The organism is uncultured Aquabacterium sp., from assembly GCF_913773725.1.
Taxonomy (GTDB): domain Bacteria; phylum Pseudomonadota; class Gammaproteobacteria; order Burkholderiales; family Burkholderiaceae_C; genus Aquabacterium.
This window is the reverse complement of the sequence record NZ_CAJYGK010000131.1, coordinates 1-10,359: the sequence shown is the minus strand read 5'-3', so window position 1 is coordinate 10,359 and position 10,359 is coordinate 1. Positions and strand designations below refer to the sequence as shown.

Below are 10,359 nucleotides of genomic sequence, written 5' to 3'. Positions count from 1 at the left end.
ACCAGCACGTGCACGCCCGCCAGGTAGTCGTCCAGATGCAGGGCCCCACCGCGGATCAGCGGGTGGCCGCGTCGCGCCACGACCACCAGCCGGTCCAGCACCAGCCGCGTGTGGTTCACCTCGGGCGAGACGGGCAGGGCGATGTCGACCGCGGCGTCCACCCGGCCCTGCCGCAAGGCGTCTGCGATGTCGTTGCGCTCGACCTGGATGCTGTGGACGGACACGCCGGGTGCATGGGCGCGGATGTGGGCCATCAGACCGGGCAGGGTGAGGGCTTCCAGGATGTCTCGCATGCCCAGCGTGAAGCTGCGTTCGGCCGCGGTGGGCTCGAAGCCCTGCTGCGGCCCCTTGATGCCGGCCTGGAGGGTGGACAGCGCCTGCCGCACGGCCGGGGTCAGCGTGCGCGCATACGGCGTGGCCAGCATGCGCCGCCCCTGACGGGTGAACAGCGGGTCGCGCAGGGCATCGCGCAGGCGCGCCAGGGCATGGCTCACGGCGGGCTGGCTGAGGTGCAGCTCGCGGGCGGCGGCCGTGAGGGAACCCGTCTGCACGATGGCGTCGAACACCAGGAACAGGTTGAGATCGATCTTGCTGAGATTCACAGCGCTAATGACGTCAGATTCAAAGAATGCACTTGATTCATTATGGGTGCGTTTCTACACTGCCGCGCCATCTACCGAAGGAGACAAGTCCATGGAGAAGTCCTTGATCGACGATGCCGGCCAGGTCCGCGCAGGGGAAGAAGTCGACCTGGCGAAGGTGACCGCCTGGCTGCAGGCCCAGGGGCTGCATCTCGAAGGCGAGCCCACGCTCAAGCAGTTCCCGGGTGGGGCCTCCAACCTGACCTACCTGCTGCATTACGCCAACAAGGACCTGATCTTGCGTCGCCCTCCGTTCGGGCACATCGCCAAGTCGGCGCACGACGTGGTGCGCGAGGCGACCATCATGCGCCGCCTCAAGCCGGTGTACCCGACGGTGCCCGAGGTCTACGCCATCTGCGAAGACGCCGACGTGATCGGCGCGCCGTTCTACGTGATGGAGCGCCTGGTGGGCGTGATCCCGCGTCAGGACCTGCCGCCGGAGCTGGGCCTCACGCCCGAGACGACCCGTCAGCTCTGCCTGAACGTGCTCGACACGCTGGTCAACCTGCACAAGCTGGATCCGGCCGCGGCCGGTCTGGCCGATCTCGGCAAGGGCGAGGGCTATGTGGCGCGACAGGTGGAGGGCTGGAGCAAGCGCTTCCGCGCCGCCCGCACGGACGACGTCGGCGACTTCGAGTCGGTGATGGCGTGGCTGGCCGACAAGCAACCGAAGCACGAAGTGGCCATCCGCCTCATCCACAACGATTTCCGCTTCGACAACGTGGTGCTCGACCAGAACGACCCGTTGAAGGTGATCGGCGTGCTGGATTGGGAAATGGCCACGCTGGGCGACCCGCTGATGGACCTGGGCAGTGCGCTGGCTTACTGGGTGCAGGCCGACGACGACATGTTCATGAAGGGCTCGCGCCGCCAGCCGACGAACGCGCCCGGCATGCTGACGCGCGATGAGGTCGTGCGCTACTACAGCGAGCAGACCGGCATCAGCGTCGACAACTTCGACTTCTACACCGTGTTCGGGCTGTTCCGCCTGGCCGGCATCGCGCAGCAGATCTACCAGCGCTTCAAGGCCGGCAATGCGCGCAATCCGGCATTCGCCACCTTCGGGCCGTTCGTGAACTACCTCGAGCAGCGTTGCAAGCAGATCATCGCGGCATCGTCGCTGTGATGCCCGTTTCCCTCCACTTCACTCAGAGCACTCAGAGGATCACGGCATGAGCCAACCCACCACCTTCGATCTGACGGGCAAGGTTGCCCTGGTCACCGGTTCCAGCCGCGGCATCGGCGAGGCGATCGCCCGCCTGCTGGCCGCACACGGTGCGCACGTCATCATTTCCAGCCGCAAGGCGGAGCCCTGTGAGGCGGTCGCGGCCTCGATCCGCGAGGCAGGCGGCAAGGCGTCCGTGCTGGCCTGCCACGTGGGCGAGCTCGACCAGATCGATGCGACCTTCACGGCCATCGAGCAGCAGTTCGGCCGCCTCGACATCCTGGTCAACAACGCCGCAGCCAACCCGTACTTCGGCCACATCACCGACACGGACCCGGGCGCGTTCCAGAAGACCGTGGACGTCAACATCCGAGGCTACTTCTTCATGTGTTCGAAGGGCGCCAAGCTGATGGCCAAGCAGGGCGGCGGCTCCATCATCAACATTGCGTCTGTGAATGGCGTGATCCCGGGCATGGCCCAGGGCATCTACTCCATCACCAAGGCCGCCGTGATCTCGATGACGCATGCGTTCGCCAAGGAGTGCGCGGCGATGAAGGTGCGCGTGAACGCCATCCTGCCGGGCGCCACCGACACCAAGTTCGCGTCGGCGCTGACGACGAACGAGCACATCCTGAAGATGGTGATGGCCCACACGCCGATGAACCGTGTGGCCGACCCCTCGGAGATGGCCGGCGCGGCGTTGTACCTCGCGTCGGACGCGGCGAGCTACACGACCGGCGCCTGCCTGAACGTGGACGGCGGCTACCTGCTGGGTTGACCTGGCTGGACATGGCCCGAGCGGGCTGGTTCTCTGAGCCAGCTTCATGAAAAAGCCCGCCATCCGGCGGGCTTTTGCGTGGTGGCGCAGGGCCGATGCCTGCCGGCCTACTTGACCAGTCGGTTCAGGCTGTCGGCGTCGAAGCACTCGGTGCGCTGCGCGTCGGTGGGCATGCAGTCGCGTGCAGTTTCGCTCTGCGCGCACTGGGCCAGCTTTTCCACCGCCTGCCACAGCATCGTGATCTGGTGCCCGTGACCGGCGGCGTTGTCGATCAGGCCCCGCAGCGCCTGCGAGAGCGGATCGTCGCCCTCCGTCACGCCGTAGGCCGAGAAACCCATGCGTGCCGCCACAGCCTCGCGCTCGGCCTGCTTTTCGTCCATCAGCGTCTGCTTGGCGACGATGATGCGTGCCGGGTTGCCGACGGCCGTCGCGCCTGCAGGCACCGGCTTGGTCACCACGGCGTTCGAGCCCACGCGTGCCCCGTCCCCCACAGTGAAGCCGCCCAGCACCTGGGCATTGGCCCCGACGATGACACCGCGGCCCAGCGTGGGATGGCGCTTGGCTCCGCGGGACAACGAGGTGCCGCCCAGCGTCACACCTTGGTAGATGGTGCAGTCGTCGCCGACTTCGGCTGTCTCGCCGATCACGACGCCCATGCCGTGGTCGATGAACACCCGGCGGCCCATCTTGGCGCCCGGATGGATTTCGATGCCGGTGAAGAAGCGGCCCCAGTGCGAGATCCAGCGCCCAAGCCACTTGAAGCCATTTGTCCAGCAGGCATGGGCCAGACGGTGCATGGCCAGCGCGTGCAGCCCGGGGTAACAGGTCAGCACCTCCCATGCGGAGCGGGCCGCGGGGTCGCGTTCCACGATGCAGGCGATGTCTTCTCTGAGGCGGGCAAACAGCATGAATGAGCTTATGCGTTTTTCGAAATAGGGCAGGCGAGTGTAGCCGGGCTGAAAAGACCCGATCTGTACCGGGCTGACCGGCTCGGCGTGCGGCCGGGCCGCGATCGCATCATCCGCGTCGCGTCATCATGGCCTTGGCCACACCGCGCAAGATGTGGATCTCTTCCTGGCGCAGCTGTGCCCGGTTGAACAGCTGGTTCAGGCGCGGCATCAGCTTTTTCGGAGCCTTCGGGTCGAGAAAGCCGATGGCCGTCAAGGCTTGTTCCCAGTGGTCCAGCACCCCTTGGACCGCCTGACCGCTGGCCAGGTCCGCGTCCGGCGCGCGCGGCGCCACATCGAAGCCGCCCAGGGCCTGCCGCCATTCGTATGCCAGCAACTGCACCGCCTGCGACAGGTTGAGCGAGCCGTAATCGGGGTTGGTGGGGATGCTGAGCACGGCATGGCAGCGGTACACGTCCTCGTTGGCCATGCCGTAGCGCTCGCTGCCGAACACAAAGGCGACCTTGTGTGCTTCGGGTGCCCGCGCCAGGGCTGCCAGGCCCTCACGCGGCGACAGCGTCGGCGGGCCGAAGTCCCGGGGCGTCATCGCTGTGGCCAGGGCGCAGGTCACGCCGTCCAGGGCCTCGGCCAGGGTGTCGACGATGCGGGCTCGCACCAGGATGTCGGCCGCGCCGCTGGCCATGGCCACCGTCTCTTCCTGAATCAGCACGTCGGCAAAGCGGGGGCGCACCAGCACCAGCTCGGAAAACCCCATGACCTTCATCGCGCGGGCCGTCGCGCCCACGTTGCCTGGGTGGCTGGTACCGATCAGCACGAAGCGGGTCGGATCGGCGGTGCGGGGGGCGGGGGTGTCGAGGCTCATGGGCGAGAAGGCGAGGGCGCCGGTGCCACCGCTGCAGTCCCGAAAACGAGGCAGGCGACCGCGGCAAGTGGGGAACACCCGAAAAGTGGTGCAAAAAAATCAGCGCGTGGCTAGAATGCTTGATTCTCGCTCGTTCTTTGATCACCGCTGCTGCCTGTCTGCGATGCGCTGTCGCCATCCGGTTCATGTGAACCCGCTGGCCTGACGCCGCGCGACCTGCGCCCGACGCCCGCCCGGACCGTGTTTGCCGGGGCGGAGGGTGCCCGTCGTGCCACGTCACGCGTCGCCCAACGTTGAAACGCTCACATCCATGTCTCAAGCCCTGCATCCCATGCTCAACATCGCCATCAAAGCTGCGCGCGCAGCCGGGGCGATCATCAACCGGGCATCGCTCGACATCGAGCGCCTGACCGTGACGGCCAAGTCGCACAACGACTTCGTCACCGAGGTGGACAAGGCAGCAGAAGACGCGATCATCGCGACCATCCTCGAGGCCTATCCGGGCCACGGTATCCTGGCCGAAGAGTCGGGCCGCGAGCATGGCGCCCGCCACAGCGACTACGTCTGGATCATCGATCCGCTGGACGGCACCACCAACTTCATCCACGGCTTTCCGGTCTACGCGGTCTCGATCGCGCTGTCCTTCCGTGGCCAGATCCAGCAGGCCGTGGTGTACGACCCGGCCCGCAACGACCTGTTCTACGCGTCCAAGGGCAAGGGCGCGTACATGAACGACCGCCGCATCCGCGTCTCCAAGCGCACCCGCATGCTGGACTGCCTGATCGGCACGGGCTTCCCCTTCCGCAAGGGCGACAACTTCCAGCGTTACCTCAAGATGTTCGAAGAGGTCATGGTGCAGTGCGCCGGCGTGCGGCGCCCCGGTGCCGCCGCGCTCGACCTGTGCTACGTGGCCGCCGGCTTCTACGATGGCTTCTTCGAGACCGGCCTGAGCCCCTGGGACATTGCCGCCGGTTCGCTGATGATCACCGAGGCCGGTGGCCTGGTGGGCAACTTCACCGGCGAGCCCGACTTCCTCTACCAGCGTGAAATCGTGGCTGGCAACCCGCGCATCTATGGCCAACTGGTCAAGACGCTGTCGCCGTACACCCGCGTGATCAAGGAAGACCCGAAGGTCGACGCCGAGCTGGAAGCCGACGACGGCGAGAGCGATCCGGAAGACGATGCACTGATCCAGCAGCTGCAGGCTGCCGAAGACGCCGCCCAGGCCGAGAAGCAGGCTGCCGAGCCTGAGGCCGCCAAGCCCCAGCGCAAGCGCATCACCGCGGCTGCCAAGGCCCAGGAAGACCGCGACGCCGCCGAGCGCGAGCCCAAGCGCCCCGGCCGTCCGGCTCGCCGCGACGACGCACCGTTCTGATGTGAGCGACGGGGCGATCGGGCCGCAGCCCTGTGTACAGCCGGGCGATGGGCCCGGTCATCGTCCCTGCTGAACCCCTGTCGACCCGACGCCGAGACCCGAGTCCTTGCAGCCGATGTCCGGAGCCACCGTGCCGCCCACCGCGACCGCCACCGACTTCAGCGCTCACACGCCCATGATGCAGCAGTATCTGCGCATCAAGGCCGAGCACCCCGACACCCTCGTGTTCTACCGCATGGGGGATTTCTACGAGCTCTTCTACGACGACGCCCGCAAGGCCAACCGGCTGATCGACATCACGCTGACGGTGCGTGGCCAGTCGGCCGGCGAGCCGGTGGTGATGGCCGGCGTGCCCGTGCATGCGGTCGAGACCTACCTGGCCAAGCTGATCCGCCTGGGCGAGTCGGTGGCGATTGCCGAGCAGGTGGGCGAGGTCGGTGCCACCAAGGGCCCGGTCGAGCGCAAGGTCGTGCGCGTGGTCACCCCCGGTACGTTGACCGACACCGAGCTGCTGTCCGAGCGCTCTGACGCGCTGCTGCTGGCCGTGGTGATGGACAAGCGCGGTCGCCATGCCGAGCACGCCGTGCCCTGCGGCCTGGCCTGGCTGGGTCTGTCCAGCGGCAAGCTGGGCCTGACCGAATGCACCGAGCGCGAGCTGGCCGGCTGGCTGGCCCGCCTGCAGCCGGCTGAAATCCTGTTCGACCGCGAGCGCGTGCCGCCCACGCTGCAGCCCATGCTGTCGCAGGGCGGCCGTGGCACGGCGCTCACCAGCCGGCCCACCTGGCAGTTCGATGCCGGCCTGGGCCTGCGCAAGCTGTGCGAGCAGCTGCAGGTGGGCCACCTGCAAAGCTGGGGCGCGCAAGAGATGCCGCTGGCGCACAGCGCCGCCGCCGCGCTGCTGAGCTTTGCCGAACACACACAGGGCAGGGCGCTGTCGCACGTGGCCACGCTCGATGTGCCGCGCACCAGCGAGCTGCTCGACCTGCCGCCCGCCACCCTGCGCAACCTCGAGCTGGTGCAGACGTTGCGTGGCGAAGACGCGCCCACGCTGCTGTCGCTGATCGACACCTGCCGCACCGGCATGGGCAGCCGCGCGCTGCGCCAGTGGCTCACGCAGCCGCTGCGCGACCGGGCCGTGGCCCGCGCCCGGCTCGATGCCATTGCCACGCTGCTGGCGCCGCCGCACCACGAGCAGGGCCACGAAGCCCTGCGCGAAGCGCTGCGCCAGATGAGCGACGTCGAGCGCATCAATGCCCGCATCGCGCTGCGCCAGGTGCGTCCGCGCGAGCTGGCCGGCCTGCGCGATACGCTGCTGGGCCTGCCTGCGCTGCGTGAGCGCGTGCCCGAAGGCGCACCCTTGCTGGCGCAACTTGCCACGGCGCTGCAGCCCGATCCGGCCATCGCCGAGCGGCTGCAGGCCATGCTGATGGAAACCCCCGCCGTGCTACTGCGCGACGGTGGCGTGATCGCGACCGGCTTCGATGCCGACCTCGACGAGCTGCGGGCCATCTCGGAGAACTGCGACGCCTTCCTGCTCGAACTCGAGGCCCGCGAGCGCGCCCGCACCGGCATCTCCAACCTGCGCGTGCAGTTCAACAAGGTGCACGGCTTCTACATCGAGGTCACGCAAAGCCACGCCGACAAGGTGCCGCTCGACTACCAGCGCCGCCAGACGCTCAAGAACGCCGAGCGCTTCATCACGCCCGAACTCAAGGCCTTCGAAGACAAGGCCCTGTCGGCGCAGGAGCGTGCCCTGGCGCGCGAAAAGGCCCTGTACGACGCGTTGATCGACTTCCTGCAGCAGCACATCGCCGTGCTCGGGGCGCTGGCCCGGGCATTGTCCACGCTGGATGCGCTGGCGGCTCTGGCCGAGCGCGCCCAGACGCTGGGCTGGGCCCGCCCGGATTTCTGCAACCATCCCTGCATCGAGATCGAGAAGGGGCGCCACCCCGTGGTCGAGGCGCGCCTGATGGAGACGACCGGCACGGCCTTCATCCCGAATGACTGCCGCTTCGACGCCAACCGTCGCATGATGATCATCACTGGCCCGAACATGGGCGGTAAGTCGACCTTCATGCGGCAGGTGGCGCTGATCGTGTTGCTCGCGTCGATGGGGTCTTACGTGCCGGCGGCCGCATGCCGACTGGGCCCGATCGACGCCATCCACACCCGCATCGGCGCGGCCGATGACCTGGCCAACGCCCAGTCCACCTTCATGATGGAGATGACCGAGGCCGCGGCCATCGTTCACACCGCCACCGAGCATTCGCTCGTGCTGATGGACGAGATCGGCCGGGGTACCTCCACGTTCGACGGCCTGTCGCTGGCCGGCGCGATTGCCAGCCATCTGCACGACAAGAACAAGGCCTTCACCCTCTTCGCCACGCACTATTTCGAGCTGACCGCGCTGCCCGAAAAGCACCCGCGCGCGCTCAACGTGCACGTCGGCGTCGCCGAGTCGGGCGACGACATCGTCTTCCTGCACGAACTGCAGCACGGCCCCGCCAGCCGCAGCTATGGCGTGCAGGTGGCGCGCCTGGCCGGCATGCCGCACACGTTGATCCGCCAGGCCCGGGCGACGCTGGAATCGCTGGAAGCGCAGCAACGCCAGCACGAACAGCAGATCGACCTGTTTGCTGCGGCCGATGCCGGTGGCTTCGATGCCGACGCCGTGGCGGCGCAGGGGGCTGCGCTTGCCGGTCCGGCCGGTGACGCGCTGAGTCCGGCCGAGGCGCAGGCCCTGACCTTGCTTGCCGGCATCGACCCCGATACCCTGACTCCCCGTGAGGCGCTGGACGCGCTCTACAAACTCAAAGCGGTGTTCTCATCATGACCTACTGTGTTGCCATGCGGCTCAACGCCGGTCTCGTGTTCCTGTCCGACTCGCGCACCAACGCGGGCATGGACCAGATCAGCACCTTCCGCAAGATGACGGTGTACGAAAAGCCCGGCGATCGCGTGCTGGTGATGATGTCGGCCGGCAACCTCGCCATCACCCAGGCGGCCAAGCAGCTGCTGGGCAACGAGACGATCGAGGGCTCGGATGGCGAACCCGTCACCATCTGGACGGCCAAGAGCCTGTTCGATGTGGCCCGCATCGTGGGCAGCGCCGTGCGCAAGGTGCACGCCCGCGATGCCGATGCGCTGAAGAAGCACGGCATCGACTTCAACTGCAACCTCATCATCGGCGGTCAGATCAAGGGCGAGACCATGCGCCTGTTCAACGTCTATGCCGCCGGCAACTTCGTCGAGGCCGGCATCGACGGCGTCTGCTACTTCCAGATCGGTGAATCGAAGTACGGCAAGCCGGTGATCGACCGGGTCGTCACGCCCAACACACCGCTGGAAGAGGCCGCCAAGTGCGCGCTGATCTCGATGGACTCGACGCTGAAGTCCAACCTGTCGGTCGGCCTGCCGCTCGATCTGCTCGTGTATGAAGCCGACACGCTCAAGGTCGACAAGCTCATCCACATCGACGAGTCGAACGCCTACTTCCGCATGATCCGCAGCAGCTGGGGCCAGCGTCTGCGTCAGGTGTTCGATTCCATCCCCGACCCGACCTGGAATGGCGACCAGCCTGACCTGGCCACCAACCCGGCTCCGGCTCAGCACCAGGCCATGAACCCGCTGAGCAAGATCAGCGCCCCGCAGGGCTGATCAGCGGGCTGCTTCGGCCTGCCGGTCGAGGTCGGCGATACAGGCTGCCATCTCGGCGTGGCAGCGCGCCATCAGTTCGGGCACGTCGTCGGGCCCCAGCCCCGCGGTCGAAATCGGTGGCAGCGCCTTGAGGATCACGTCACCGCTGTGCCAGCGGTTCAGTCGCATCTGGCGCACATAGGTGTTGCTGCAGATCGGGATGATCGGCACGCCCGCGTTGACCGCCAGCTGGAACGCTCCCTTCTTGAACGGTCCGAGCCCCTTGCCATGGCTGCGCGTACCTTCCGGGAAGATCCAGATCGAGATGTCGCGGCTGTGCAGTGTGTCGTTCAGTTGTGTCATGGCCTGACGGGCGCGCACCGCATTGCCGCGCTGGATCAGCACGTTGCCCGCCAGCCAGTACAGCTGACCGAACAGGGGTAGCCACTTCAGGCTTTGTTTGCCCAGGCTCACGGTGCGGGGCGGCACCACCTGCCCGAACACAAAGAGATCGTGGTTCGACAGGTGGTTGGCCAGGATGACGGCCGGGCGAGGGTGTTGGGCCAGCACGCTTGAGTCCACCCGCACTTTCATGCCCAGGATGCGCAAGGCCGGCAGGGCGTAGAGCCGCGCACACAATGGCGTGTTGGCAGGGTTGAACGGACGGGCCAGGCACACCAGCAGGCCGGCCAGGGTGGCCACGACGAAGTGCACGCTCAGCAGCAGCATGCGCAAGGCAAACAGCACGGGGTCTCCACACGCCCGGGAGGGAAAAGGCGCGGCGCGATTATCCGACGTCCAGGGGGCCCCCGAACCACCTATAATGCCGCTTTACCACCGCAGCGTTCGCACACTGTGCGAGCGCTTTTGCGCACATGACCAAGTTTGTCTTCGTCACCGGCGGTGTGGTGTCCTCACTCGGTAAGGGCATCGCCGCTGCGTCTTTGGCTGCCATCCTCGAATCGCGCGGCCTCAAAGTCACCCTCATCAAGCT

The 10,359-nt window shown here is 67.1% G+C and carries 10 protein-coding genes; 6 read left to right on the top strand and 4 right to left on the bottom strand.

Annotated features, from left to right (window positions below; translation table 11 throughout):
* A partial coding sequence (locus QZ709_RS15600) for a LysR family transcriptional regulator (protein WP_294638309.1) occupies nt 1–602 on the bottom strand: 602 nt, incomplete at its 3' end.
* Between the two features lie 91 nt (nt 603–693).
* Here QZ709_RS15600 and QZ709_RS15595 point away from each other — a divergent pair.
* Together QZ709_RS15595 and QZ709_RS15590 are read left to right on the top strand one after the other, a co-directional pair.
* Nucleotides 694–1,767 (top strand): phosphotransferase family protein, encoded by a 1,074-nt coding sequence (locus QZ709_RS15595; RefSeq protein WP_294638308.1) that lies wholly within the window; start codon nt 694–696, stop codon nt 1,765–1,767.
* A gap of 46 nt (nt 1,768–1,813) precedes the next feature.
* Nucleotides 1,814–2,584 (top strand): SDR family oxidoreductase, encoded by a 771-nt coding sequence (locus QZ709_RS15590; protein ID WP_294638307.1) that lies wholly within the window; start codon nt 1,814–1,816, stop codon nt 2,582–2,584.
* Nucleotides 2,585–2,691: 107 nt separating this feature from the next.
* Here QZ709_RS15590 and cysE read toward each other — a convergent pair whose 3' ends face one another.
* Both cysE and QZ709_RS15580 read right to left on the bottom strand, forming a co-directional pair.
* Nucleotides 2,692–3,489, bottom strand: coding sequence for a serine O-acetyltransferase (cysE, locus tag QZ709_RS15585; protein WP_294638311.1), 798 nt, complete (start codon nt 3,487–3,489; stop codon nt 2,692–2,694).
* A gap of 112 nt (nt 3,490–3,601) precedes the next feature.
* Entirely contained in the window at nt 3,602–4,354 is a 753-nt protein-coding gene (locus QZ709_RS15580) for an RNA methyltransferase (protein WP_294638306.1), read from the bottom strand.
* Nucleotides 4,355–4,664: 310 nt separating this feature from the next.
* On the opposite strand from QZ709_RS15580, the gene QZ709_RS15575 reads away from it, so the two are divergent.
* The 3 genes from QZ709_RS15575 to QZ709_RS15565 all read left to right on the top strand — a co-directional run bounded on the left by QZ709_RS15575 (nt 4,665) and on the right by QZ709_RS15565 (nt 9,386).
* Nucleotides 4,665–5,729, top strand: coding sequence for an inositol monophosphatase family protein (locus tag QZ709_RS15575; protein WP_294638305.1), 1,065 nt, complete (start codon nt 4,665–4,667; stop codon nt 5,727–5,729).
* Between the two features lie 115 nt (nt 5,730–5,844).
* Nucleotides 5,845–8,562, top strand: a complete 2,718-nt coding sequence (gene mutS, locus QZ709_RS15570) for a DNA mismatch repair protein MutS (protein ID WP_294638304.1) — start codon at nt 5,845–5,847, stop codon at nt 8,560–8,562.
* Complete coding sequence (locus QZ709_RS15565; protein ID WP_294638303.1) at nt 8,559–9,386, top strand: proteasome-type protease; 828 nt, start codon at nt 8,559–8,561, stop codon at nt 9,384–9,386. Before mutS ends, QZ709_RS15565 begins: the two co-directional genes overlap by 4 nt.
* On the opposite strand, the gene QZ709_RS15560 is transcribed toward QZ709_RS15565, so the two are convergent.
* Nucleotides 9,387–10,112: a 1-acylglycerol-3-phosphate O-acyltransferase gene (locus QZ709_RS15560; protein ID WP_294638302.1), complete on the bottom strand. Its 726-nt coding sequence runs from the start codon at nt 10,110–10,112 to the stop codon at nt 9,387–9,389.
* Nucleotides 10,113–10,240: 128 nt separating this feature from the next.
* Between QZ709_RS15560 and QZ709_RS15555 the strand changes: the two genes are divergently transcribed.
* Nucleotides 10,241–10,359 (top strand): hypothetical protein (locus QZ709_RS15555; protein ID WP_294638310.1); only part of this gene is annotated, 119 nt, incomplete at its 3' end.